22 protein-coding genes are annotated in these 25,234 nt (G+C 47.1%); 13 read left to right on the forward strand and 9 right to left on the reverse strand.

Annotation, left to right across the window (positions count from 1 at the left end; all coding sequences use genetic code 11):
- The first annotated feature begins 187 nt into the window (after positions 1 to 187).
- Positions 188 to 2,143, forward strand: a complete 1,956-nt coding sequence (locus tag EYA81_RS09770; RefSeq protein WP_131225689.1) for an Ig-like domain-containing protein — start codon at positions 188 to 190, stop codon at positions 2,141 to 2,143.
- Positions 2,058 to 2,972, forward strand: coding sequence for a DUF3108 domain-containing protein (locus EYA81_RS09775; RefSeq protein ID WP_174646490.1), 915 nt, complete (start codon positions 2,058 to 2,060; stop codon positions 2,970 to 2,972). The genes EYA81_RS09770 and EYA81_RS09775 overlap by 86 nt, the downstream gene beginning before the upstream one ends.
- On the opposite strand, the gene EYA81_RS09780 is transcribed toward EYA81_RS09775, so the two are convergent.
- Positions 2,917 to 3,360, reverse strand: coding sequence for a PaaI family thioesterase (locus EYA81_RS09780; protein ID WP_118696384.1), 444 nt, complete (start codon positions 3,358 to 3,360; stop codon positions 2,917 to 2,919). The genes EYA81_RS09775 and EYA81_RS09780 overlap by 56 nt on opposite strands.
- A 179-nt stretch (positions 3,361 to 3,539) precedes the next feature.
- Here EYA81_RS09780 and EYA81_RS09785 point away from each other — a divergent pair, with 179 nt between their 5' ends.
- From EYA81_RS09785 to EYA81_RS09795, 3 genes are all read left to right on the forward strand, one after another.
- Positions 3,540 to 4,739, forward strand: coding sequence for a glycoside hydrolase family 88 protein (locus tag EYA81_RS09785; protein WP_118696383.1), 1,200 nt, complete (start codon positions 3,540 to 3,542; stop codon positions 4,737 to 4,739).
- Positions 4,736 to 6,280: a sulfatase gene (locus tag EYA81_RS09790; RefSeq protein WP_131225690.1), complete on the forward strand. Its 1,545-nt coding sequence runs from the start codon at positions 4,736 to 4,738 to the stop codon at positions 6,278 to 6,280. Before EYA81_RS09785 ends, EYA81_RS09790 begins: the two co-directional genes overlap by 4 nt.
- A gap of 147 nt (positions 6,281 to 6,427) precedes the next feature.
- A complete protein-coding gene (locus EYA81_RS09795; RefSeq protein WP_207389412.1) occupies positions 6,428 to 8,458 on the forward strand; it encodes a patatin-like phospholipase family protein in 2,031 nt (676 codons plus the stop codon).
- A gap of 140 nt (positions 8,459 to 8,598) precedes the next feature.
- Here EYA81_RS09795 and cysS read toward each other — a convergent pair whose 3' ends face one another.
- The gene (gene cysS, locus EYA81_RS09800; protein ID WP_008662079.1) at positions 8,599 to 10,074 is read right to left on the reverse strand and encodes a cysteine--tRNA ligase; all 1,476 of its coding nucleotides are present in this window, start codon (positions 10,072 to 10,074) and stop codon (positions 8,599 to 8,601) included.
- Positions 10,075 to 10,199: 125 nt separating this feature from the next.
- On the opposite strand from cysS, the gene mnmA reads away from it, so the two are divergent.
- On the forward strand, positions 10,200 to 11,252 hold the full coding sequence (gene mnmA, locus EYA81_RS09805; protein ID WP_131225692.1) for a tRNA 2-thiouridine(34) synthase MnmA: 1,053 nt from the start codon (positions 10,200 to 10,202) through the stop codon (positions 11,250 to 11,252).
- A 22-nt stretch (positions 11,253 to 11,274) separates the two neighbouring features.
- On the opposite strand, the gene EYA81_RS09810 is transcribed toward mnmA, so the two are convergent.
- The gene (locus EYA81_RS09810) at positions 11,275 to 12,786 is read right to left on the reverse strand and encodes a GH3 auxin-responsive promoter family protein (protein ID WP_131225693.1); all 1,512 of its coding nucleotides are present in this window, start codon (positions 12,784 to 12,786) and stop codon (positions 11,275 to 11,277) included.
- Between the two features lie 122 nt (positions 12,787 to 12,908).
- On the opposite strand from EYA81_RS09810, the gene EYA81_RS09815 reads away from it, so the two are divergent.
- Positions 12,909 to 13,919: an ATP-dependent 6-phosphofructokinase gene (locus tag EYA81_RS09815; RefSeq protein WP_005833813.1), complete on the forward strand. Its 1,011-nt coding sequence runs from the start codon at positions 12,909 to 12,911 to the stop codon at positions 13,917 to 13,919.
- On the opposite strand, the gene rnc is transcribed toward EYA81_RS09815, so the two are convergent.
- Genes rnc through EYA81_RS09830 form a run of 3 tightly spaced genes read right to left on the reverse strand, consistent with a single transcriptional unit; the run spans position 13,878 to position 16,287 of the window.
- Positions 13,878 to 14,756, reverse strand: coding sequence for a ribonuclease III (rnc, locus tag EYA81_RS09820; protein ID WP_016272086.1), 879 nt, complete (start codon positions 14,754 to 14,756; stop codon positions 13,878 to 13,880). The genes EYA81_RS09815 and rnc overlap by 42 nt on opposite strands.
- 7 nt (positions 14,757 to 14,763) lie before the next feature.
- Positions 14,764 to 16,029, reverse strand: a complete 1,266-nt coding sequence (fabF, locus tag EYA81_RS09825; protein ID WP_131225694.1) for a beta-ketoacyl-ACP synthase II — start codon at positions 16,027 to 16,029, stop codon at positions 14,764 to 14,766.
- A gap of 21 nt (positions 16,030 to 16,050) precedes the next feature.
- Positions 16,051 to 16,287 carry an acyl carrier protein gene (locus EYA81_RS09830; RefSeq protein WP_004291965.1) on the reverse strand — a complete coding sequence of 79 codons (237 nt, stop codon included), beginning with the start codon at positions 16,285 to 16,287 and terminating at the stop codon, positions 16,051 to 16,053.
- Between the two features lie 149 nt (positions 16,288 to 16,436).
- Here EYA81_RS09830 and purN point away from each other — a divergent pair, with 149 nt between their 5' ends.
- Entirely contained in the window at positions 16,437 to 17,024 is a 588-nt protein-coding gene (purN, locus tag EYA81_RS09835; RefSeq protein ID WP_016272085.1) for a phosphoribosylglycinamide formyltransferase, read from the forward strand.
- On the opposite strand, the gene EYA81_RS09840 is transcribed toward purN, so the two are convergent.
- The 3 genes from EYA81_RS09840 to EYA81_RS09850 form a co-directional block, all read right to left on the reverse strand.
- Positions 17,015 to 18,868, reverse strand: a complete 1,854-nt coding sequence (locus tag EYA81_RS09840; protein WP_131225695.1) for a sulfatase-like hydrolase/transferase — start codon at positions 18,866 to 18,868, stop codon at positions 17,015 to 17,017. The two genes, purN and EYA81_RS09840, sit on opposite strands and share 10 nt — an antisense overlap.
- A gap of 116 nt (positions 18,869 to 18,984) precedes the next feature.
- Complete coding sequence (gene pdxB / locus EYA81_RS09845; RefSeq protein WP_117878285.1) at positions 18,985 to 20,028, reverse strand: 4-phosphoerythronate dehydrogenase PdxB; 1,044 nt, start codon at positions 20,026 to 20,028, stop codon at positions 18,985 to 18,987.
- 63 nt (positions 20,029 to 20,091) lie between these two features.
- Entirely contained in the window at positions 20,092 to 20,289 is a 198-nt protein-coding gene (locus EYA81_RS09850; RefSeq protein WP_227212774.1) for a hypothetical protein, read from the reverse strand.
- Between the two features lie 367 nt (positions 20,290 to 20,656).
- Between EYA81_RS09850 and EYA81_RS09855 the strand changes: the two genes are divergently transcribed.
- From EYA81_RS09855 to EYA81_RS09875, 5 genes are read left to right on the forward strand one after another with little or no spacing between them, the layout of a single operon-like run.
- Complete coding sequence (locus tag EYA81_RS09855; protein ID WP_118696380.1) at positions 20,657 to 21,802, forward strand: glycosyltransferase family 1 protein; 1,146 nt, start codon at positions 20,657 to 20,659, stop codon at positions 21,800 to 21,802.
- Between the two features lie 3 nt (positions 21,803 to 21,805).
- The gene (locus tag EYA81_RS09860) at positions 21,806 to 22,843 is read left to right on the forward strand and encodes a histidinol-phosphate transaminase (protein WP_118696379.1); all 1,038 of its coding nucleotides are present in this window, start codon (positions 21,806 to 21,808) and stop codon (positions 22,841 to 22,843) included.
- On the forward strand, positions 22,840 to 23,571 hold the full coding sequence (locus EYA81_RS09865; RefSeq protein WP_131225696.1) for an NTP transferase domain-containing protein: 732 nt from the start codon (positions 22,840 to 22,842) through the stop codon (positions 23,569 to 23,571). The genes EYA81_RS09860 and EYA81_RS09865 overlap by 4 nt, the downstream gene beginning before the upstream one ends.
- A 17-nt stretch (positions 23,572 to 23,588) precedes the next feature.
- Entirely contained in the window at positions 23,589 to 24,401 is an 813-nt protein-coding gene (locus tag EYA81_RS09870) for a phosphorylcholine transferase LicD (protein WP_118696377.1), read from the forward strand.
- Between the two features lie 24 nt (positions 24,402 to 24,425).
- Positions 24,426 to 25,232, forward strand: a complete 807-nt coding sequence (locus EYA81_RS09875; protein ID WP_118696376.1) for an FkbM family methyltransferase — start codon at positions 24,426 to 24,428, stop codon at positions 25,230 to 25,232.
- Positions 25,233 to 25,234: the final 2 nt, after the last annotated feature.

The raw sequence follows: 25,234 nt of genomic DNA on the forward strand, positions 1-25,234 counted from the left end.
AGTTTTTCGTCTGCAAAAATATTCTTTTCTTAGTATATAAGGTGTGAAACAGTTCCTTTTTTAACTATGTTTCATACATAGATGAGAACAAAAGGACATTTTTTGATTAAAATACTGTAAAGCATACCGCTAATTGGCAGATAACCTTTATTTTTGCAGCATGTTAGAACGTAAACGCCATACTAAAATGAGGCCGCTTTTCCGCAGGTTGTTGGGGGGTGTTGCCATAGCTGCCGCACTGTATTCTTGTGCCAGTGTGGGCCGTATTGAAGGAGGACCTTATGATGAGACTCCTCCGCGTTTTATTTCCGGTACTCCCACGCCCGGTGCACTCCATCACAATAAAAATAAACTTTCCATTGAGTTCGATGAATTTATCAAGCTTGACAAGCCGAATGAGAAGATTGTAATATCCCCTCCGCAGGTGCAGCAGCCCGAAGTTAAGTCTAATGGGAAGAAGGTGGTCATCACCCTGCAGGATACATTGAAACCCAATACCACTTATACATTCGATTTTGGTGATGCCATCCAGGACAATAATGAGGGGAATCCCTTAGAGAATTTTTTCTATTCTTTCTCTACGGGCGACCGCCTCGACTCTATGGCTGTGGCCGGCACAGTGCTGAATGCGGCTAATCTTGAACCGGTGAAAGGGATGCTGGTCGGCCTGCATGCCAATCTGACCGACTCTGCTTTTACCAAACTTCCTTTTGAGCGGGTGGGGCGCACGGACAGTCGCGGACGCTTTTCTATCCGTGGAGTGGCTCCCGGCAAGTATCGCATCTATGCCTTGCAGGATGCCGACCAGAATTTTACCTATTCTCAGCCGACGGAAGTGATAGCTTTCAATGATTCCATCATCATTCCTTCCATGGAAGAACGCATGCGCCAGGATACGACCTGGATAGACTCGCTGACAGTAGATACGGTTGTAGAACGTCAATATACCCACTACCTGCCAGACGATATCCTGTTGCGTGCTTTCAAGGAGCTTTCCTTCTCGCAGCGTTTCTTGAAGGCCGAACGGTTGACTCCGGAGAAGTTTTCGCTCTATTTCACTGCTCCGGCAGACACGTTGCCTTTATTGAAAGGATTGAACTTTAATGAGGAAGATGCGTTTGTTATAGAACAGCCTACCGGCCGGAACGATACGATTCATTATTGGATAAAGGATTCCCTGCTCTATAAGCAGGATTCCCTGAAAATGAGTATCACCTATTTGTATACGGATAGCCTGAAACAACTGGTGCCCCGTACCGATACTTTGAATGTGTTGGCGAAGTTGACATACGACAAGCAGCAGAAACAGAAGCAGGAAGCGAAGGAAAAGGAACAGAAAGAGCATGAGAAGAAAAAGAAGAAGTTGAAAGAAGGTGAGGTGGAAGAGCCCGAGCCGACGGAATTCCTGGCTGTAGATGTGTATGCCCCTTCTGCAATTGATGTATATGATTATCTTACTCTGTCGTTTACGGAACCGGTGGCAAGCATAGATACCGCCGCTTTCCATCTGAAACAGAAAGTGGACTCGTTGTGGCAGGATATCCCGTTCGACTTTATGCGCGACTCTTTGGACTTGAAGCGTTATAATCTGTTTGCCGAATGGGTACCCGGTGAAAGCTATACATTTGAAGTGGATTCTACTGCCATACGTGGGTTGTACGGGTTGTTTTCCGATAAGATAAAGAAGGACTTCAAGGCCAAGAAGCTGGAAGAGTACGGGCAGATATTCTTTAATGTGCATGGAGCAGACTCTCTGGCTTTTGTGGAACTGCTGGACGGTCAAGACAAAGTGCTGCGCACGGTGCCGGTGGTGGATGGGAAAGCCGATTTCTATTTTCTCAATCCGGGCAAATATGGAGCGCGGCTGATAAATGATACGAATGGGAATGGCGTCTGGGACACAGGGAATTATGCCGAGAAGCGCCAGCCTGAAATGGTTTACTATTATCCGATGGTTTTGGAGCTTAAGGCAAACTTTGATTTGACGCAGGAATGGAATATTAAGGCCAAGTCTCTGGATAGGCAGAAACCGGACGAACTAAAAAAACAAAAGCCAGATGAAGACAAGAAAAAGCAAAACAGGAACAAAAATAACCGCAGTGGCAATAGCAGCCGCAATAGTGGTAGGGGCTATAGCTATTAGGCGGAAGCAATTGTTCGTTCTATTGATGGTGGGAGCAGTCTGTTTGGGAGCCTCCCAGTCTGTTCAGGCCCAATGTGCTGCAAAGAATGAAGCTTTTCAGTCGGGCGAGCACGTCATGTACGATTTATATTTCAATTGGAAGTTCATTTGGAAGAAGGTGGGGCTGGCAAGCCTCACTACCAATGCCACGACTTACCATTCCGAGCCTGCATTCCGCTTTAACTTGCTTTGTGTAGGCAGTAAAAAGACCGATTTTTTCTTCAAGATGCGCGATACGCTGACTTGTTATGTCAGCGACAAGTTGGAGCCACTCTATTTCCGCAAAGCGGCAGAGGAGGGAAGCCGCCATACGGTGGACGAGGCCTGGTTCTCCTACTCGGACGGACTGGCGAATGTAAAGCAGAGACGCACTTGGCACAATCCCGTGCGTGAGGCTCAGGAGATGGAATACAGTGATAGTCGCTGCATCTTCGATATGTTGAGCATTTTGGCGCAGGCGCGCTCCTATGACCCTAAAGACTACAAGGTGGGGCAGAAGATACTCTTTCCCATGGCCACGGGGCGCAGGGTAGAAGAGCAGACGTTGATTTACCGCGGCAAGGAGGAGGTCAAGGCGAATAACGACACCATTTACCGCTGCTTGGTATTCTCTTTTGTAGAGTACAAGAAAGGTAAGGAGAAGGAGGTCATCACCTTCTTCGTATCCGATGATAAGAACCACCTTCCCATTCGCTTGGACATGTATTTGAATTTCGGTTCGGCCAAGGCATTCTTCAAGAGTGTCCGGGGCAACCGCTATCCGATGACGTCTGTGGTAAGGAAAAAGTGATGTTATCCCCTTTTCTAAATACACTGGATTCGAAAGTGGCAATCAGTTTTCCCTCCTGGTTGGTGACGTCGATCTGGTAATATCCGGTGGTGCGGCCGATGTAGCGTTCGCGCGCTTCGGCATACAGCACATCGCCCGGTCCGCTGCTGCGCAGGAAGGTGATATTGGACGAAAGAGAGAAGGCCAATGTTCCGTGGGAGTTGGCTGCTGCTGCCAGTGCCAGGTCGGCAAGGGTGAAGATGGCACCCCCTTGCGTACGGCCTCCCGCATTGAGATGCTCTGCCGTGATAACCAGGCATGCCTTGCTGTATCCTTCCTTTATTTCTATCAGTTCTACGCCTGCATTCGTGGCGAAGCGGTCGTTCTTAAAAAACTCTTGTGCGGTCATGAGGGGTAATGATTAATGTTTAGTGATTAATGATTAATGGGTGGAAAAATATGTGCTTCCGGACGCAAAAGTAACGATTTTAGCCATTAATTGAATTATTTAGGCGGGTCAAATCTGTACACTTGCCCTACTTTTGCAGCAGGAAAAATCATAAACTCTTAATAAATAAATCCCTTATTATGAAAACAGTCCTCACTACATTGGGAATCTCCCTCCTTGTATTGGCAGGTTGCGCAGGGCAAAAGCAGGCTGAAAGCAACTTTATCCAAGAAAACATTGATAATGCTGTGGCTCAGGAGACAATTCAGACAGACATTATCGAGAAATCCGGTAAAATCCTTAATCCCCGTACCATTGATAAGGATGGGAACATTGTCTATGTACCTATCGACGATTGGTGTTCCGGTTTCTTTCCCGGTAATATCTGGCATATGTACGAGTTGACCGGTGACCAGAAGTGGCTGCCGCTGGCAGAGAAGTATACCGAGGATTTGGATTCGGTACAATACCTCACCTGGCATCATGATGTGGGCTTTATGATTGGCTGCAGTTACCTGAACGGATACCGTTTTGCGGGTAAGGAAGAGTACAAGCCGGTCATCATACAGACGGCCAAATCGTTGTCTACCCGTTTCCGCCCTGCAGCAGGCGTACTTCAATCATGGGATGCAGATAAGGGATGGCAGGCTGAACGTGGCTGGAAATGTCCCGTTATCATTGATAATATGATGAACCTCGAACTGCTGTTCGAAGCTTCCAAGCTGTCGGGCGACTCCACTTTCTACAACATAGCCCGGAAGCATGCCGATACGACTATGGCTAACCATTTCCGTGAGGACAACAGCTGCTATCATGTGGTGGATTATGACCCCGAAACCGGTGAAGTCCGTAAGAGACAGACTGCACAAGGCTATGCCGACGAGTCTGCTTGGGCACGTGGACAAGCGTGGGCCTTGTACGGCTATACCATGTGCTATCGCTATACACACGATGCCAAATACCTGGAACAGGCTGAAAAGGTCTACAACTTTATCTTCAACAACAAGAATCTTCCGGAAGACTTGGTTCCCTACTGGGATTTCGATGCTCCCAATATCCCGAATGAACCTCGCGATGCTTCGGCAGCTGCCTGCACGGCGTCCGCCCTTTACGAGCTGAGCACTTATCTGCCGGATAAGGGATACAAGGAAACCGCCGACCGGATTATGGAAAGCCTTGCTTCTCCTTCCTACCGTGCCAAGGTGGGTACCAACGGCAACTTCATCCTGATGCACTCTGTGGGCAGTATTCCTCACGGTGCGGAGATTGATGTACCGTTGAACTATGCCGACTATTACTTCCTGGAAGGATTGATGCGTAAAAGAGACTTGGAAAAATGAAAACTCAATTAAATATTTTGTTAGGTGGTTTAGGTTTGTTCGCCTTGCAGGGCTGTAAAGCCCCGCAGGCGGAACAATCCGTCCAGCCGAATGTCATTTACGTTTTTCCCGACCAATACCGTAACCAGGCGATGGAGTTCTGGGGCCAGGAAGGTTTTCGGGAGAAAGTGAACTTTCGGAATGACCCGGTGCATACCCCACGCTTGAATGATTTTGCCCGGGAGTCGGTGGTATTGACATCTGCCATGAGCAACTGCCCGTTGAGCAGTCCCCACCGTGGTTCTCTGTTGACGGGAATGTATCCTAATAAGAGTGGTATTCCATTGAATTGCAATTCGAGCCGTCCCATCAGCTCCCTGCGTGAGGATGCTGTGTGTGTGAGTGATGTTTTCTGCAATGCCGGATATGACTGCGCCTACTTTGGCAAACTGCATGCCGACTTTCCTACCCCCAACGACCCCGAACGTCCCGGACAGTATGTGGAAGACCGCGTACCTGCATGGGATGCCTATACATCGAAAGAACGTCGTCATGGGTTCAATTACTGGTATTCTTATGGTACCTTCGACGAACACAAGAATCCGCATTACTGGGATACGGAAGGCCGTCGCCACGACCCGCGCGAGTGGTCGCCGTTACACGAATCGGGCAAGGTGGTGTCTTATCTGAAGAACGAGGGGAATGTACGCGACCCGAAGAGACCTTTCTTCATTATGGTAGGCATGAATCCTCCCCATAGTCCGTACCGTTCTTTGGACGACTGTATGGAGGAAGATTTCAATCTCTATAAAAACCAGCCTCTGGACAGCCTGCTCGTCCGTCCGAATGCCGACTCCAAGATGCTCAAGGCAGAGAGTGCACGCTACTACTTTGCTTCTGTGACGGGTGTCGACCGTGCTTTTGGTCAGATACTTGATGCCTTGAAGGAACTCGGGCTGGACAAGAATACCATTGTCGTGTTTGCCTCCGACCATGGAGAGACCATGTGTAGCCAGCATACGGAAGACCCGAAGAATTCCCCGTACTCCGAGTCCATGAACATTCCTTTCCTGGTGCGTTTCCCCAATAAGATTAAACCCCGCGTGGACGACTTGATGCTTTCCTCGCCGGACATCATGCCTACCTTGTTGGGCCTTGCCGGCCTTGCCGACTCTATTCCGGCTGAGGTGCAGGGACGCAACTATGCACCGCTTTTCTTCGATGAAAAGGCAGATATTGTACGTCCTACCGGTGCTCTTTACATCCAGAACTTGGATGGTGAGAAGGATGCGGAAGGTATGGTCCGTTCTTATTTCCCTTCATCGCGCGGCTTTAAATCGTCGCGCTACACGCTGGCGCTCTACATTGACCGCGAAAACCATAAGCTGGTCAAAAGCTTGTTGTTTGACGATGAAAAGGATCCGTATCAGATGAATAACCTTTCTTTGGAAGAAAACCAAGAAGTCGTAAAAGACCTTTGCGCAGAGATGGGCAAAGTATTGAAAGAGATTGATGACCCTTGGTATAAGGAAGGCATCTTGAAGGATATGATACCTTATTGATTGGAAATGGGTTATAGATAATCCTCCATAAATTGTTTGAACGTTTTTTGCGACCCGCTTCGACTGATAGTGAACTATTTGTCGGAGCGGGTTGTTTGATTCAGAATAGAATAAATTTACCAATACGTATTTAAGTAAATGATGGAGATGAAGTATAGACTATGGGCTTGTCTGTTGTTTTTGCCGATGGTTCTTTGGGCGTCCGGGCGTCCGAAAGTGGCTGTCGTACTCAGTGGGGGTGGCGCCAAAGGGACGGCGCATATCGGTGCTCTGAAAGTAATTGAAGAAGCGGGTATCCCTATAGATTATGTGGTAGGTACCAGTATGGGGGCCATTGTGGGAGGTTTGTATTCTATCGGATATACCCCGCAGCAATTGGACAGTATGGTGAATGCCCAGAACTGGAAATTCCTACTCTCGGATGCACCCAATCCTAAGGATGTGTTGCTGGACGACCGGTTGAAGTCGGAGCGCTATGTACTCTCTATTCCGTTTTCTTTGAAATCTGCCGCTGTTTCGGATGCGGGTATCATAAAAGGGAAGAACCTGGCACGTTTGTTCTCCACGTTGACAGAAGGTTACCAGGATTCCGTGGATTTTAGCCGTTTTCCTATTCCGTTTGCCTGCGTATCGGAAAATCTGGTGAATGGTAGTGAAGTAGTGTTCCGTGAGGGAATACTGGCTACTGCCATGCGTTCCAGCATGTCCATTCCCGGTGTGTTTGCTCCGGTAGACCTGGATGGAATGGTGTTGGTGGACGGTGGAATGGTGAATAACTATCCGGTAGATGTGGCGCTTGCCATGGGGGCCGACTACGTTATCGGGGTGGATGTGCAGAGCCCGCTGCTTAAGGCTTCCGAGCTGAAATCGGTGAAAGACATCTTCGGGCAAATCATCAATCTGCAAGGAGAGAAGAAATATCGTGAGAATCTGCGTAATACCGACGTACTGATAAAGGTGGATGTCTCCGGCTATTCGGCTGCAAGTTTTACCAAAGAGGCCATCGATACTCTGATGGTGCGGGGAGAACGTGCTGCCATGGACAGTTGGGACGGACTGCTTGCTCTGAAACGGAAGCTGGGGCTTGCAGACGATTATCAGCCTCGCCGTCCGGGACCTTTCCGCTTGCCCGGCGTGGCTGTTGATAGGGAGATTCCCGTTGATTCCCAAATAGCCGTCCCTGCTGTGCGGGAGAACAAGCTGAATGTCGGTTTTCGCTTTGATACGGAAGAACTGGCGGCGTTGCAGGCAAATACGGACTTCTATTTCGGCCGGCAGCGCGAGTCGCTGGTCAGCCTTACTGTCCGTCTGGGCAAGCGTACACTGGCACGACTCGGATATAGTTACCAGTGGGACGGTGGATGGCAGGCGGGACTTGCCTATCAGTTCGACTATAAAGATATGAATATTTACAATGAAGGCAAACGGGCACTGGATTTGACTTTTACACATCAACTGGTCCGTATGGGGGCGGCGAAGGACTGGAACAATATCCAGGTCAGTCTGGGCATTGACTTTGATTACTACCACTATCATGATTTGCTGTCGCTCGACCCGTTGGCTTCGGCACTGTTTGAAAATTCGTCCTTATTCAGTTACTTTGCCGGACTTGTGTTCAACAACTTGAATGAGAGGAGCGCCCCTACAAAAGGCATGTCGTGGGCGGTATCCTATCATCTCTATACGGATAACTTCTTCCAGTATAAGGACAACAATCCTATTTCTGTTTTCGATGCCCGTTGGCAGGGATGTTTCTCTCCCTCGAGTAAGTTCACTGTCACTCCTTCGTTTTATGGACGCGTATTGTCCGGAAGCGGTAATTATCCTTTTGCCATCATTAATATGGTGGGGGGAACCATACCGGGGCGCTATATGCCACAGCAGATACCGTTTACGGGCATCAACCGTGCGGAACTGTCACAAGCCGCACTGCTGGTTGCAGGGCTGAACCTCAGACAGCGTATCTTGAAAAACCAGTATATATCAGTGATGGGCAGTTATGGGCGAAACTCCGGGAAGTTTCATCAGATTCTTGACTCTTCCGAATCGGCTGATATGGCAGGGGTAGGCATCGGCTATATGTACAAGAGTTTTCTGGGACCAGTGGAGATACAGTTGAACTGGTCTAATCAGACGAAGAAACTAGGGTGGTATGCTGGGTTCGGATTCGTATTCTAACGAGGATATATCAAAATATTACATGGATTTTATTTTTCAGACAAAAGAACAGAAGAACAAGAGAAAAATATATTCTTTTGTTCTTCTGCCTAAAACTTACCCCAATCTGTATGATTCTGCGGTGAGTTATGATACTTTCATTATTTATTCAGCTTCCATTCGCTTCCGTCCTTACCGTCTTTAATCTCGAAACCGAGTGCGGTGAGTTCATTACGGATTTTGTCGGATGTGGCCCAATCTTTGTTGGCTTTTGCCTTTGAACGCTCTTCCAATAGCATGTCCACTACTTTGCCGAAGGCGGCTTCACGCTCTTCGTTGGAGGCGTTGTCTTCTTGTAATCCTAAGATGTCGAAGCAGAAGAGGTGGAAGGTTTCCTTCAATTCTTTCAGGTCTTCGGCTGTGATGGAATCGTTTCCAGCCAGGATATTGTTTACCATCTTGGCGCCGTCGAAGAGGTGGGCGATGACAATCGGTGAGTTCAAGTCATCATTCATGGCTTCGTAACACTTGGCACGCAGGGATTTCACATCTATGGTGGAGGTTGCAGCAGGGGTAATCTTGTCCAGTCCATGTACAGCATCCATCAGCCTTGCCAATCCCTTTTCGGCGGCTTGCAGCGCTTCGTTGCTGAAGTCTACCGTACTGCGGTAGTGGGCTTGCAGGGTGAAGAATCGGATGGTCATTGGGCTGTAGGCTTGCTCCAGCATGGGGTGCGTGCCTTTGAAGAGCTCTTCCAATGTGATGAAGTTACCGTAAGACTTACCCATTTTCTGTCCGTTCACGGTCAGCATGTTGTTGTGCATCCAATAATGTACCATATCTTCTCCTTGGGAAGCTACGGATTGTGCAATCTCGCATTCGTGATGCGGGAAGATAAGGTCCATACCGCCACCATGAATGTCGAAGTGCTCGCCCAAGTATTTCTTTCCCATGGCTGTACATTCGGCGTGCCAGCCGGGGAAGCCGTCGCTCCACGGGGAAGGCCAACGCATGATGTGTTCCGGTTGCGCACATTTCCAGAGAGCAAAGTCTGCGGGATTGTGCTTCTCGCTCTGTCCATCCAGTTCGCGGGTGGTGTTGAGAACATCATCCAGGTTGCGTCCGGAGAGCTTGCCGTAGTGATGGTCCTTGTTGTATTTTTCTACATCGAAATAAACGGAACCTTCACTTTCATAGGCATATCCGTTCTTCAATATCTCCTTTACAAGTTCTATCTGTTCGATGATGTGGCCGCTGGCATGTGGCTCGATACTGGGAGACAGCACATTCAATGCATCCATCGCCTTATGATAGCGGTTGATGTAGTACTGTGCCACTTCCATTGGTTCCAGTTGTTCCAGACGGGCTTTTTTCGCAATCTTGTCTTCACCTTCGTCGGCATCGTGCTCCAGATGGCCCACGTCGGTAATGTTGCGGACATAGCGCACCTTGTAGCCGATGTGCGTCAGGTAGCGGAACAGCAGGTCGAAAGTGATGGCAGGGCGTGCATGTCCCAAGTGCGGGTCACCGTACACGGTCGGTCCGCAGACATACATGCCTACATGCGGTGCATGCAGCGGTACGAACAGCTCTTTTTTTCTATTTAAAGTGTTGTAAATGGTCAGTTGATGTTCCATAACAGTTGATTATTAGTTCTTTTAGGAGTACAAAGGTATAATAAATCTGTGAAAATCTATAATGATATTCTGTTTTATAAGAGTAAATGCAACGGATTTCACCTTCGTTTATTACTTTTGTATCCATGAAGTCAAATAAACGTGTATTGCTTGGCATGAGTGGCGGCACGGATAGTTCCGTGGCCGCCATGAGGTTGCAGGAAGCCGGTTATGAGGTGACTGGCGTGACTTTCCGTTTCTATGAGGCAGGAGATGAGACCGGGTATCTGGAAGATGCACGGGCTCTGGCCCTGAAGCTGGGGATGAAACACATTACCTATGATGCACGCGAGCTTTTCCGTTCGCGTATTATCCGCTATTTTGTGGAAGAGTATCTAATGGGGCGCACTCCCGTTCCTTGCACGGTCTGCAATAATGAGCTGAAGTGGGTGCTGTTGGCTAAAATAGCCGATGAAAAGGGAATTTATTGGATTTCTACCGGACATTATGTGCGCAAGGTCTTGTCCGGAGCAAAGTATTATATAGCTCCTGCCGCGGATAAGGACAAAGACCAGACTTTCTTTCTATGGGGATTGAAGCAGGACATCCTGCAGCGTATGTTGCTTCCGATGGGAGATATTACGAAAAATGAGGCGCGCTCGTATGCGGCGGAGCGTGGTTTCGAGCAAGTGGCTGCAAAGAAAGACAGTATGGGGGTGTGCTTTTGCCCTTTGGATTACCGTTCCTTTTTGAAGCGTGAGGTTCCTGAAACACTATTACCCGGTAAAGGTAGATTCGTCGATGAAAAGGGGGATTTCTTGGGATGGCATGAGGGCTATCCGTTTTATACCGTAGGGCAACGTAGGGGCTTAGGTATCCATCTGAACAAGGCTGTTTTTGTGAAAGAGACAAGAGTGGAAAGCAATGAAGTTGTTCTTGCTCCACTATCTTCCCTCTACAAGCAGGAAATGTGGCTGGGAGAGTGGAACCTGGTGGAGAACAGCCGCGTGCTGGGTGCAGACGAGGTTATTGTGAAGATACGCTACCGTAAGCAGGCAAACCACTGCAAGGTAAGTCTTACAGTGGAGGGACTACTGCATGTCCGCTTGATAGAGCCGCTCGAATCTATTGCGCCAGGGCAGGCAGCGGCTTTTTATGATGAAAGCGGTCTGCTGCTGGGCGGTGGAATTATTTTGTGATAAAATCTGCTTTTATATTTTGTTATTTATTAAGCTTCAGCATTTCTTCTATGTATTCCCTTGTGTTGCTGAGTCGGGGTACTTTATGTTGTCCACCGAGTTTCCCCTTGCTATCCAGCCAATCGTGGAAGAGGTTGGGACGGGCGACGATGATTTCCAGTGGTTGCAGTGCCAGGTTATTCTGTCTTTTAGCTTCATAGTCGGAGTTTACCTCTTTCAGGGTGTCGTCCAATACTTTGGCGAACTTCTCCAGGCTGTCCGGCATTTGTGCAAATTCTATCAGCCACTGGTGGCGGCATTTAGCATTCCGGTCCATAAAGACTGGGGCGGCAGAATAATCTATGACCCGTGCATCGGTTTCGGCACATGCTCTGGCAAGTCCTCTTTCCGCATTGTCCACAATCAGCTCCTCGCCGAATGCGTTGATAAAGTGCTTGGTACGTCCGGTGATGACGAACTTATAGGGATTCTTCGATGTAAACTTCACTGTATCCCCAATCATATATCGCCATAAACCGGCAGAAGTGGAGATTACCATGGCGTAGTTCTTGTTCAGTTCCACCTCTTCGAGGCAGAAGGTACGCGGATTCTCCTTGCCTACATCTTCCAGCGGGATGAACTCGTAAAATATACCGTAGTCAATCATCAGTAACATGGCAGGATCGGTAGGGTCGTTCTGAGTTCCGAAGTAGCCTTCGGATGCATTGTAAGTCTCTACATAATGCATCTTGCTGCTGCGGACCACGTCTTTGTATTGCTCGCGGTAAGGAGTGAAGGCAACGCCGCCGTGGAAGAACACCTCCAGATTGGGCCATATCTCCTCAAGGCTCTGCTTTCCTGTCTTTTCCAATATATGTTTGATGAGTACAAGCATCCAGGACGGTACACCGGAAAGGTTGCTGACGTTTGCATGGATGGTTTCGCGGGCAATGGCCTCCATTTTGGGCTCGAAGTGCTCCATCAAGGCTGTCTGCTTGCTGGGTACGCGGACAAAGTTTACCAGTGGGTTGATATTTTCTATGAGGATGGCGGAGAGGTCGCCTACAAGACTGTGGTTGGTGTTCAGGTTGGGAGCGTGGCTGCCTCCAAGGATAAGCCCTTTACCGGAAAAGAAACGACTTTCGGGATTCTGTCCCAGATAGATGGCAACGGCATCCCGGCCTCCCTTGTAATGCGTGTCGTGCAAGGACTCCCGGCTGACGGGCAGGAACTTACTCTTGTCGTTGGTGGTACCCGATGATTTGGCAAACCAACGTATTTCCGAAGGCCAAAGCAGATTCTGCTCACCGGCACGCAGGCGGGTTACATAAGGCTTTACTTCTTCGTAAGTTTGTATGGGAAGGCGCTTCTTGAAATCTTCATAAGTACGGATAGAGGCATAGTCATGCTTCTTTCCCCATTCCGTGTTTGCCGCTGTCCGGACGAGGCGCTGCAGTACAAGCTGTTGCAATTCACCGGCATGGCTGGTGTATTGTTCGATTTCTTTCAGACGGGGAGCAAAATATACCTTATTCAGAAACTTTGTAATATTCATCGTTCTTTGTGAAATCTTATTTTAAACCACAAAAATAATCTTATTTATCGGCATCTCTATCTTTTTTCTCTTTTTTTTCTATCTTTACGGACCTATAGAACAATAATTCAAACAAAAATATCATGAGAATAGGTATTTTGACTTCAGGAGGCGACTGTCCCGGCATCAACGCTACCATTCGCGGTGTATGTAAAACAGCTATCAACCATTATGGAATGGAAGTAATTGGCATTCACAGCGGTTTTCAGGGGCTGCTGACCAAGGATGTGGAGTCGTTTACCGAAAAATCCTTATCCGGTTTGCTGAACTTGGGAGGTACGATGCTCGGTACTTCGCGCGAGAAGCCCTTTAAGAAGAACGGCGTGATGTCCGGCGTGGACAAACCGGCACTGATAGCGCGGAATATCGAAGAGATGGGGCTTGATTGTGTAGTCTGTATCGGCGGGAACGGTACGCAGAAGACAGCCGCCAAACTCTCTGCTATGGGGCTGAACATTGTGTCTGTACCTAAAACCATAGACAACGATATTTGGGGAACTGATTTCTCCTTCGGATTCGATTCTGCCGTCAGCATTGCTACGGATGCCATCGACCGGTTGCACAGCACGGCCAGCTCGCACAAACGGGTGATGGTGATTGAGGTGATGGGGCACAAGGCAGGTTGGATAGCCTTATACTCCGGTATGGCAGGCGGTGGTGACGTGATTCTGATTCCGGAGATTCCCTATAATATCCACCGTATCGGAGAAACGATTCTGAATCGGCTGAAGAAAGGAAAGCCTTACTCCATCGTGGTGGTAGCCGAAGGTATACAGACGGACGGTCGGAAGCGTGCCGCCGAGTATATCGCTCAGGAGATAGAGTATGAGACGGGTATCGAGACCCGTGAGACTGTGTTGGGTTATATTCAGCGGGGCGGCTCACCCACACCTTTTGACCGTAACCTTTCCACACGTATGGGCGGACATGCCACGGAACTGATTGCCAACGGGCAGTTCGGGCGGATGATTACCTTGAAGGGGAATGAAATAGCTTCTGCACCGCTGGAGGAGATTGCGGGCAAGTTGAAGCTGGTGACGGAAGACAATGACTTAGTTGTCCAGGGACGTCGGATGGGAATCTGTTTCGGCTAATTTTTCTTGTGGGGATTCTTCAACAGCTTCTGCCATGGGATTTTCTTCTGTGGAGGTTTCTGTTGCATGGTTTCGCTCCTTGGCTGCCTGGACTTCCTCCTTGAAAGCGGCATCCTTAATTTTTTTCAATGCCATCTGTGCCGCATTTTGTTGCGACTCCTTCTTGGAATAACCGGTGCCGGTACCTGCCGATATCCCTTCGATGCGGACTTCGGTGTGGAACATCGGATTGTATTCTTCGTCGAGAAACTGCTCGATAAGCTCGAATGACACCTCCATTTTGTTCTTCTGGCTCCATTCGATGAGTTTTGACTTGAAGTTGACCTCTTTGCGAGACATCTTGTCGAGGTCGATATAGTTTTTGAAAATCTTCTCTTCCATGAACTGCTTGCAGCGGTCGTAGCCCTGGTCCAGATAAATGGCGCCGATGAAGGCTTCGAATGCATTGCCGTACATGTAGCTGTTGTGGGATGAGGAGCGGGTGGAGTATTTCACCAGTTTGTCCAGTCCGATTTCCACGGCCAGTTTGTTGAGTGTTTCCCGCTGTACAATTTTGGAACGGGTATTGGTAAGGAAACCTTCGCGGCGTCCTTCGAAATGGCGGTAGACAATATCTCCTACAATGGCGTCGAGGATAGCATCGCCCAAGAATTCCAGCCGTTCGTTGTTGATGGGACGTCCTTTTTCGGAGCGCATGGAGATGGATTTATGCAGCAAAGCCTGCTGATAAACCTTGATGTTGCGAGGGAAGAAGCCGAGAATTCTGTAAAAACAAAAATAAGACTCTCTATCCTTGCGGAACAAGAGCCTTATTTTATCTATTTGGTTACGTAACACGACCTTATTATTCTGCGTATTTCTTGAAAATGACACACGCATTATGACCACCGAATCCAAAAGTATTGGACAAAGCTACGTTCACTTCGCGCTTTTGTGCTTTGTTGAACGTGAAGTTCAGGTCATAGTCGATGTTTTCGTCGTTATCACCCTCTTCGTGGTTGATGGTCGGAGGAACAATGCCATTCTTGATGGCGAGGATGCTTGCAATGGATTCTACCGCACCGGCAGCGCCCAGCAAGTGGCCGGTCATGGATTTTGTCGAACTGATGTTCAACTCATACGCATGCTGTCCGAATACCTCTTTGATTGCTTTTGCTTCCGAAATATCACCTACGGGAGTAGATGTACCGTGAACATTGATATAATCTACTTCTTCGGGTTTCATTTCTGCATCTTCCAACGCATTCAGCATCACTAACTTGGCTCCCAAACCTTCGGGGTGAGAGGCTGTCAGGTGATGAGCGTCGGCAGACATTCCTACGCCGGCAACTTCCGCATAGATTTTGGCACCGCGTGCCTTGGCGTGTTCCAGTTCCTCGAGAACGAGACAACCGCCACCTTCACCCATGATGAATCCGTCACGGCTTGCGCTGAACGGACGGGATGCAGTTTCGGGAGAATCATTGCGGGTTGACAATGCATGCATGGCATTGAAACCACCTACACCGCAAGCGGCGATGGCAGCTTCCGAACCACCGGACACGATAACATTTGCCTTACCCAAACGGATGAGGTTAAACGCATCGGCAATGGCATTTGTGGAAGTGGCACATGCAGAACAAGTTGCGTAGTTGGGACCATGGAAACCATACATGATGGAAATTTGTCCGGCAGCAATGTCCGAAATCATCTTGGGGATGAAGAACGGATTGAATTTGGGGCCGTTTTCCTTACCGGTCAGGGCATAGTTGCCCGCCTCTTCTTCGAATGTACGGATGCCACCGATACCGGCGCCGAAGATGACACCGATTCTGTTTAAATCCTCATTTTCGACGTCAAGCCCAGAGTCACTTACCGCTTCTTTGGCTACTGCAATGGCATATTGTGTGTACAAGTCCATCTTGCGGGCCTCTTTGCGGTCTATATATTTGGTAGCATCGAAGCCTTTTACTTCGCATGCAAACTGAGTCTTGAAAAGCGATGCATCGAAATGAGTAATAGGTCCTGCTCCACTAACCCCATTCACAAGATTTTCCCAGAATTCGGGAACACTGTTGCCAATGGGAGTAATGGCGCCGAGACCTGTTACTACAACTCTTTTTAATTCCATGTTATAAACGAATGGATAAGATTACTTAGCGTGTTCTTCGATGTAAGATACAGCATCACCTACAGTACCAATCTTTTCAGCCTGGTCATCGGGAATAGAGATACCGAATTCCTTTTCGAATTCCATGATAAGTTCTACAGTGTCAAGAGAATCAGCTCCCAGGTCGTTAGTGAAGCTAGCTTCGTTAGTAACTTCTGATTCTTCTACGCCTAATTTATCGACGATAATCGCTTTCACTCTTGATGCAATTTCAGACATAACTTTAAGTTTTTAATTAATAATTAGTTTTATTTCTTTAAATTTGCGGTGCAAAGGAATGAATATTTATCATTCCTCGCAAATATTTGATGAATTAAATGCACCTTTTTGCACATTTTTCACGGTTTTGTGCAGTAATTGGAGGGGTTATGGGAAAAAATATCGCAGTTTTAGCGTCGGGAAGTGGTACGAATGCCGAGAATATCATCCGTTATTTCCGGGAAAAAGGTTCGGCACGTGTGGCTCTGGTTTTGACTAACCGGCAGAATGCGTTTGTTTTAGAGCGTGCCAAGGGGCTGGGAGTGCCTTGTGTCTGGTTTGCCAAGAGCGATTGGGAAAGTGGAGAGCTTGTTTTGTCGACGCTTCGAGAGCATGATATTGATTTTGTGGTATTGGCAGGATTCCTGGCACGTGTGCCGGACAATATTCTGCATGCTTATCCCAATAAAATGATAAATATACATCCTTCGTTGCTGCCCAAGTTCGGTGGAAAGGGAATGTACGGCGACCGTGTGCACGAGGCAGTGATTGCTTCCGGCGAAAAGGAAAGCGGTATTACCATCCATTATACGAATGAGCATTATGACGAAGGCGGCATTATCTGCCAGCAGAAATGCCCCGTATTGCCGGGCGATACGCCGGAGGAGCTGGCGCAACGCATCCACCGGCTGGAGTATGAATACTATCCGAAGGTGATAGAGGAGTTGGTGGAAGGCCTCTCTCCCAGTTATTTATAGAATCGGTTAAGGGAGAGGATGGCCTCGTTCAGCTTACGGTTGTCTATCTTGTAGTTTTCCAGGGGATTCAATGCACTGTCGCTGATTTCTATATATCCGGAAGGGTGTTTTTCCAGAATAGTATGATTTTCTACGATAAAGGCATAATTGAGATTGTCGCCCACGATATGCCAGTTCCGTGGACAAGTATCGGTTATTAAATGCCCCATACTGTAATCGGAAGGCGGATTGGTTACACCCAGCACTTTATTCATTAGGGTTGGTGCAAAATCATAGTGCGTGGTACGGTGATGGTAGGTATGTGGCTGTTCTCCCGGTTCATATAATAGGAAGGGGATATGTGTTTGTACCGGTGAATAATTACTGCCGTGGCCCCAATAATTTTTATGATTCTCATTGAATTCTTGTCCATGGTCTCCGATAATGATGACCAGGGTATTGTCTAGCAGTTTCTTTTCCTCAAGTTTGTGGAGGACGCATCCCACCAGTGAGTCGGCTTCCGCCACGCAGTTGTAGTAGAGGTTCAGGAAAGGAGTAGGGTCTATGTCGTTGTTCAGTTTCATATAGTCGGCGAACTCCCAGGACGGTTGGAAACGATAAAGCTTGTCCTTCGGCACTTCATATCCGTGTGCCAAATCATAGAAGAGAAAGGAAAAGAAAGGTTTTGTACCGCTGCCCAGCGTATCGAGTGCTTGCAGATAATCTGCTGTAATACGGCAGTCGCGGTCATAAACGGTTTTTCCTTCGGTATGGGTACGCAAGTCGGGTACCTTTGAGAAAAGTATTTTGGCAAATGGCGGGTTGACGATTGTAGCACTGGGATAAATACCTATCTGATAATTCTGCTTCAATAGTTCTTCTATGAGCAGGGGCTGTATGCCCGATACCTCAAAATCAGTCCAGTAGATGGATGAGAGACTGAAGAAAAGCCCGAAGATACTTCCACGTGTGCCATTGCTGCTGCTTAGATGGGAGGTGAATCTGCTGCAACTGTCGGCAAAGTGGCTGATATGAGGTGTAATGTCCTGGTTAAAGGCGCGGTAGTTCCATGAGTCTATGGCTATCAGCACTACATTCTTGGGGTTGGAATGGACTTCGTATTTCAAAGAATCTATCGGATAGTTGAGGTCAGCAGACTGCTTTTTGTTGTTGAAGTTCATTTTAATGACATCCTTGGATGAGACCACTCCTAACTTCATCATCAGGCGGGTTGCCGTAAGCGGGAAGTAATAGGGCAGGCAGGGGGCGCTGCGAATCACTGAAGTCTTTTGCGCTACAGCGGCATAGGCATGATAAAAGTTAGAGAATAGTGCAAACAAAATCAGAGTGGCAAGTACAGGACGGAAGCCACAGCGGTGAAAGCGGGTATAACAATGGCCTGCAAGTATTCTTAGCAAAGTATTGGCGGCAAATATACCCACTAATACTCCTGCAATCTTCAGATAAAGCCAGAAGCTGAATGTGAAAATCTCACTGTTGCCCTCTCCAACCAGGAGATTCAGTACAAAACCATTGATATGGAACTTGTAAAGACTGTACACACTGCCGTCTATGTAAGCAAGTATATTGAGTAATGATACAAGAATAATGTGTGTGATGGCGGCGGCTTGATGGCGCCGGACGGTAATGGCTACGATTAAGGATATGATGTAAGGAATAAGTGCCCACAAGGCGGCATGTGAGCAAGCGGCCGTTATATAAAACATCCAGCCTCCCACGTCCATCATGGCGAGCCGGGGACTGTGAATCAGATAAAACAGAAATTGTATGGCAATCGTCAGAGTTGAAATTGCATAAAAAATAAATCCTTCACTGAGTGATTTCTCTAACTGTATTTTTTGCATTGATATTGTAATGTTTTGCCTATAGTTTCCTCTGATTCGGCATTGATAGTAAAGGCGTGAGGAGCTTATATAGTGACGTCTTTTGTATTATCGGGCTGTATTTCTAAATGTATGTGCTACTTTGGGATATAAGTGTAAGCATCTTTTTCTCTTCGTAGCGGGTAGTCTCCCCGCAATTTTTCAAATTGTTCGGGATGTGTTTTCAGTGCTTCGCTGTCCCTTCTCGGGTCATACATTTGCAGATATGCTTCTGCCAGGCTGTCGGCGGTAATAATCGGGTTCCGGGGTTGGGGGGGAGCGATGCGGTAGTCGGCTTTGATGTGAAAGAAACGGCAAAGGGCATCCAGGGACATACGGGTGGCATTGGCTTTTCCGTCGGCTGAATAACCGGCTATATGGGGAGTTCCAAGGAACACTCTATTTAATAAGGTAAGATTGATATCAGGCTCATTCTCCCATACATCAATGATGGCATCGGAAATCAGTCCGTCTTCTAAGGCATTCAGGAGCGCATTGGTTTCAATCACCTCTCCACGTGAGGTATTGATAATGACGGGACAGCGTTTTAATGACCGGAAGAAAGTATGGTCTGCCAAATGGAATGTTTTGTATGGCCCTTCCTTATATAAAGGTACGTGGAAGGTGAGGATATCACATTCTGCTGCGAGTGCTTGCAAGGAACTGAAATCGCTCTCTCCTTCCTTGTCTTGCCGGGGCAGGTCATTCTTCAGGACACGCATGCCTAGTTCTTGCCCTACTTGGGCTATTTTGCTACCCACATTGCCTACGCCGATGATGCCTAATGTCAATTCGGACAGTTGTACTCCTTTGAGTTGTTGCAATAATAGTAAGGCTGATTGCACGTATTGAGCTACGGATGCTGAATTGCATCCGGGGGCATTGGTCCAAGCGATGCCTGCTTCACGGCAATATTCCGTATCTATATGGTCGAAGCCTATGGTGGCGGTAGCAATGAAGCGGACTTTACTGCCTTCCAGCAATTCCTTGTTGCAGCGGGTGCGGGTACGTATAATCAGTGCATCGGCATCTTTTACCAACTCCGGAGTGAAGTCTCTGCCGGGAGTATAAATCACGCTGTCGGCTATTTTTTCGATGGCTTCCTTAATAAAAGGTATCTTGTTGTCAACAATGACTCTCATAATGCTGCTGTTCTTTTCGACGATTCTCCATCGTGCGAAGATACGACTAATCCGTCAAAGTGGCTAAGTAATGCCCGGAAAATAATTCGGCTTTTTCCGTTTTAAGTTTGCATTTCTGCCCTCACCGCTCTCACTCTTTTCTTCAACTTCCCTATTCATCGGCATTGCAGGGGTGGGTGAGAGCAATCGAAAAGGGTGAGGGTAAATTTTGCTCTCACCCGTGTTTTCTTCCGTTCCGCATCCTTCTTTCTTCTGTTGCATCCTTTTCATTCTTTCGTTTTACTTTTGGATTCTTCAGCAGCCCACGTTAGTGAGCCGTGATGTTCACTTGAGTGAACTAAACAGCTCACTAGTGTGGTTGAATTGGTTCATAACAGTGGGCCGATGATGAATAAAGTAGTTTTCGGGAAGGAGATAAGGTGTTTGAAGGATAAAACAATGAGCTAGTATGGATTGGGCAATGGGGATGTGCCCGATTCCGTACTTAGTTTTTGTAACAGACAGCAAGTGATTGCTCATCTTTATTTTATGTTTTATAGGTGAATTTGTGTTTTTGTCAAAAAAGGAAAGCGAAATAGACTGCTATATGAGGATTATCTTGTACATTTGCAGCTGAAACTTTTTAGAGATGAGAATAGGATACGACGGAAAACGGGCTGTGCAGAATTTTACGGGATTGGGCAATTACAGCCGGTATGTGGTGCAGTCATTGTCAGCCTTTGCTCCGGAAAACGAGTATTGGTTGTATGCTCCGGTACACCGTGAAAATCAGCAACTCTCGTCGATGGTGGCTGAAAGCCGGGGAACGGTATCGGTACATTATCCATCTTATTGGCTCTGGAGAGGAATGACTTCGTTGTGGCGCGTGGGAGGTATACGCAGGACTTTGAAACGGGACAACATACGGCTGTTCCACGGATTGAGTAACGAACTTCCCCTGACCATCCATCGGGTACGGGAAGTAAAGAGTGTGGTGACTGTTCACGACCTTATTTTCCTGAGACTTTCACATTGTTTTTCGTTGGTCGACCGCTTGATTTATAACTACAAATGCCGCTATGCATGCAAGCATGCAGACCACATCATTGCTGTGAGTGAGTGTACCAAGCGTGACATCATACATTATTATGGAATTCCTGCGGATAAAATTTCCGTTATTTACCAAGGGTGTAGCTCTCTGTATGCCTGCCGTGTCGGTAAGGATAAGCGCAAGGAGGTGATGCGGAGTTATCGGTTGCCCGAACGCTATATCTTGTCGGTGGGCACCATTGAGGAGCGTAAAAATGCGCTGGCCATTGTGAAGGCTTTGGAGTATCTGCCCGATGAACTGCACTTTGTTCTGGTAGGGAGACCCACAGCCTATATCCATCAGCTGAAAGAGTTTATGACAAAAGCCGGATTGCAAGACAGAGTACATTTTCTGCATGGTATCCCTTCAGACGATTTACCTGCCATTTATCAGTCGGCCGAGACTTTTGTATACCCATCCGTTTACGAAGGTTTTGGCATCCCTATTCTTGAGGCTTTGCATTCCGGCATTCCGGTGGTTGCAGCAACCGGCTCTTGTCTTGAAGAAGCGGGGGGGGAGCATTCATTGTATGTGAGTCCCCACGATGTGGGGGGATTGGCAGCGGCGATTGCCCGTACACAAGAGCCTTCTTTGCGTGCCACCATGATTGCGGAGGGATTGAAGTGGGCACAGCGTTTCACGCAGGAGCAGATGGCGCGTGAAACGATGGAGTGTTATCAGAAAGTATTAACAAAAGAAATCTAAGATATGAATTATTTGGACCGCAATGAGTTTAACTACGCACCTTCGCAAGAGGTGGTGGAGGCTCTAAAGAATTTTGATATAAACAAACTCTGTTTCTATACCCGTATCTACGACGAAGGCAAGAAGAGTATTCTGTCTGTTTATCTGTCTGAATCTTACGGAATTGATGAACCGCAGGTGCTGTTGGGTTATGGTGGAGAAGATATATTGAAACAAGCAGTCCACTATTTCCTGACCCAAGAGGATGGGAACAAGACGATGCTCATTCCTAAATTCTCGTGGTGGTACTATAAATCCATAGCCGACGAGGTGAACGGGCGTACGCTGCAATATCCGTTGTATGAGGATGGCAATACCTTTAAATATGATTTCGCTGCCATGAAAGAGATGGTACAGCGTGAGAATCCCAAGGTCTTATTAATCGCTTCGCCCAATAATCCCACCGGTAACGGGCTGACCCCTGCAGAACTGGACGCTTTGTTGGCTGAGTTGCCCGTAACAACCATCGTTTTGGTGGACGAAGCCTATGCCTCTTTCGTATCTACTGATACGGACTATATTAAGATGCTGGTTGATAAATATCCCAACCTGATTATTTCACGCACGCTTTCCAAGTTCTACGGATTGCCCGGATTGCGCATGGGGTTTGGGTTTATGAGTAAGGAGTTGGCCAGCTTTGGCAAATACAGCAACAAATATCTGGGTTATAACCGTATCTCTGAGGATATTGCTATTGCCGCACTGAAATCGGATGCGCATTACCGGAATATAGCACGGCTGATGAATGAGAGTCGCGCCTGCTTTGAAGCGGAGATAGGGACGTTGCCTGGTTTCAAGGTATATGAGTCGGTGGCGAACTTTGTCCTTATAAAATATCCGATTGTCTTGAAAGAACGTTTACAGAAAGCTTTTGCCGACGAGGATTATAAGGTGAAGTTCATGAATGAACCAGACATCAATACCCATTTGCGTATTACCTTGGGGCGTCCTGAACAGAACCGTATTGTCATTGACACCATTAAAAAAATTGCATTACAATGAAAGCGGTTATATTGGCTGCAGGGATAGCTTCGCGTTTGCGTCCGTTGACTGATACCACTCCAAAATGTCTGTTGAAAGTTGGAGAGCGTTGTTTGCTGCAAAGAGCCTTTGATGCATTGCTGCAGAATGGCTTTCGGGAGTTTGTCATTGTCACCGGTTATAGACAGCAGCAGATTGTGGATTTTCTGGAAGCTCATTATCCGGCATTGGAGGTTACGTTTATCTATAATGAGAAATATGCTTCTACCAATAATATCTACTCTTTATGGCTTGCACGGCCTTATGTAGATAAAGAGGATATTCTGTTGCTGGACAGCGATATCCTTTTTGACCCGCAGATTGTAGCCAAGTTGCTTGGATATGGTCAAGCGGATGCGTTGGCTCTGAACCATCATACATTGGGGGAAGAGGAAATCAAGGTAATAGCGGACAATGATGGCAAGGTGTTGGAAATCAGTAAGACGTGCTCCATATCCCGAGCGATTGGCGAGTCTATTGGCATCGAGAAGATGTCTGCCGCTTATACAGAAGCGCTTTTCCGGGAATTGGAGGTTATGATTACCAAAGAAGGTTTGGATAATATCTTCTATGAACGTGCTTTTGAGCGTCTCATACCGCAAGGACACTCTTTCTATGCGCTTGACACTACCGAATATTTTTCTGTGGAGCTTGATACGGTGAATGACTTTGAACAAGCACAGCGGTTGATTCCTTCACAACTTTATTAATTAATGGGCTGATTTTTATGGCAGATTATGATATACGTCCTTTGCAGCTTCGTATTTTGAAGATATTGCTTGCTGTGGATAAAGTTTGTAAAGAACATGGTTTGCGCTATTATATAATGGCCGGTACTATGCTTGGTGCAGTCCGTCATAAGGGATTTATCCCTTGGGACGATGATTTGGATATCGGTATGCCGAGGGCTGATTATGATTTGTTGATGTCTCATTCCAAGGAGTGGCTTCCCCAGCCTTATGAGGCTGTCTGCGCAGAAAATGATCCGAATTATCCATTACCTTTTGCCAAGATACAAGATGCGGATACGACTCTTATCGAGCGTATGCATTTGAAATACTTGGGAGGTATCTACTTGGACGTGTTTCCATTGGACGGTGTACCGCAAAGCAACCTGAAACAGAGGATTCATTTTGCCCGGTATGAATTTTACAAGCGGGTGCTCTATTTTATCTACCGCGACCCTTATAAGCATGGGAAAGGTCCCGGCTCATGGTTGCCGCTGCTGTGCCGGAGATTTTTTACTACTGCCGGCGTACAGAGGAGTATCAGAAATGTGATGACCACCTATGACTTTGACAAGTCTTCTCTAGTCTGTGATTATGATGACGGTATGCGCGGCATCATGCCCAAGGCAGAGCTGGGAACTCCGACTCCCGTTTCGTTTGAGGACGAAACTGTGTGGGGAGTACAAGATTATGATACCTATCTGACCAGAAAATATGGAGACTACATGGTTATACCGAAACAAAGCGGGCAGAGACAGCATAACTTCCACTATCTGGATTTAGATAAGCCTTACAGAGAATATGAGGTCTGATTAAATAATAAAATTTATATTGTAATGAAAAGACTGCTATATGGGGCAATCCCTTATTATCTGACAAAAATATTTAGTTCCCATTCTCCTTCACTAAAATACTATAAGTATATTAAAGACCATAAATATTCACGCCATTTATATGAGTTCAGGGAGGAATATGATGATATGGAAGTCCATATACAGATGGATGAAAGCAGGGGATTGCACTATGTCTTGAAAGATGGCAAACGACTCTATTTCAGACGGAATACTCCTCTTGATAAAATAGCAAGGAATTATAGGGAACTTGTCATGGAACAAGATAAACGTTCCCCTCATCATTATCTGGAAAGTATAAAAGAGGTTACCGGCAAAACATTCGTTGATATAGGATGTGCTGAAGGTTATTCTTCGTTGGAAGTTGTGGAAGAGGTTGGACATGTCTATCTGTTTGAACAAGATGAGTTGTGGATAGAAGCTCTTAAGGCCACTTTTAGTCCTTGGCAGGAGAAGGTTACTATTGTCCGAAAGTATGTGAGTGATCATAATTCTGCTACAGAACAGACATTGGATGATTTCTTTAAAGACAAAGATAAGGAGCATTTGTTCTTGAAGATGGATGTAGAGGGGGCTGAACGTTATGCATTGGCAGGTTGCAAGGGACTGTTTAAAGAGTGTAAACAGCTGGATTTTGCAATCTGTACTTACCATGAAGAAGATGATGAAGCGGTAATAACCACCTTCTTAAAGCAGTTCGGTTGCACTTATCGTAATCAAAAGGGATACTTTAGGCATAAAGTACGTAGTGTTGTTCTGCGTGGCTGTAAAGGATGTGATGTTATAGTATAGTA

The organism is Bacteroides sp. A1C1 (assembly GCF_004328515.1).
GTDB lineage: Bacteria > Bacteroidota > Bacteroidia > Bacteroidales > Bacteroidaceae > Bacteroides > Bacteroides uniformis.